Below are 962 nucleotides of genomic sequence, written 5' to 3'. Positions count from 1 at the left end.
CGCCCGGCCTGCCCTCGACCGCGCGCGACCTCACCCTGGACGACGCCGCCGCGCTCGCCCGCCTGCCCAAGGTGCGGCACGTCTCGGGCTCGGTGAGCGGCAACGCCGAGGTGCGGGCGCAAGGCCGGGTGCGGCGCAGCGCCGTGCTCGGCGTGGGGCCGCAGATGCAGGAGGTGTTTTCGATGCGGGTGGGCGTGGGGCAGTTCCTGCCGCCCGACGAGGCGGCGAGCGCGCGCGCCTTCGTGGTGCTGGGGCCCAAGCTCGCGCGCGAGCTCTTCGGCAGCGCCAACGCGCTCGGCGAGCGCGTCGAGATCGGCGCCGAGCGCTTCCGCGTGGTCGGCATCATGGAGGAGAAGGGGCAGTTCCTCGGCATCGACCTGGACGACGCCGCCTACATCCCGGTGGTGCGCGGCATGGCGCTGTACCAGCGCGACGGCCTGATGGAGATCGCGCTCACCTACGACCCCGAGGCCCCCGCCGCGCGCGTGGCGGAGGCGGTGAAGAAATTGATGATCGCGCGCCACGGCCGCGAGGACTTCAGCGTGCTGACCCAGGAGGACATGCTGGCGACGCTGTCGAACATCCTCGACCTGCTCACCGCGGCGGTGGGCGCGCTCGGGGCGATCTCGCTGCTGGTGGGCGGGGTGGGCATCGTCACCATCATGAGCATCGCCGTCACCGAGCGCACCGGCGAGATCGGCGTGCTGGTGGCGCTGGGCGCGCGCCGGCGCACCATCCTCGCGCTCTTCCTCGGCGAGGCGGTGGTGCTGGCCGGCATCGGCGGGCTGCTCGGCCTGCTCGCGGGCGCGGGCCTGGCGCAGCTGGTCGGGCTGCTGGTGCCGGCGATGCCGGTGGCCACACCCTGGCAGTACGCGCTTGCGGCGGAGGTGGTCGCCGTGGTGGTCGGCCTCGCCGCCGGCGTGCTGCCGGCGCGCCGCGCGGCGCGCCTCGACGCGGTCGAG

At 74.8% G+C, this 962-nt stretch carries 1 protein-coding gene; it reads left to right on the top strand.

All coding sequences use genetic code 11. The features are described from left to right. A partial coding sequence (locus C667_RS23330; RefSeq protein WP_004390361.1) for an ABC transporter permease occupies positions 1-962 on the top strand: 962 nt, incomplete at both ends.

This window comes from Thauera phenylacetica B4P (assembly GCF_000310225.1).
Lineage (GTDB): Bacteria > Pseudomonadota > Gammaproteobacteria > Burkholderiales > Rhodocyclaceae > Thauera > Thauera phenylacetica.
This window is presented reverse-complemented; position numbering and strand designations above follow the sequence as displayed.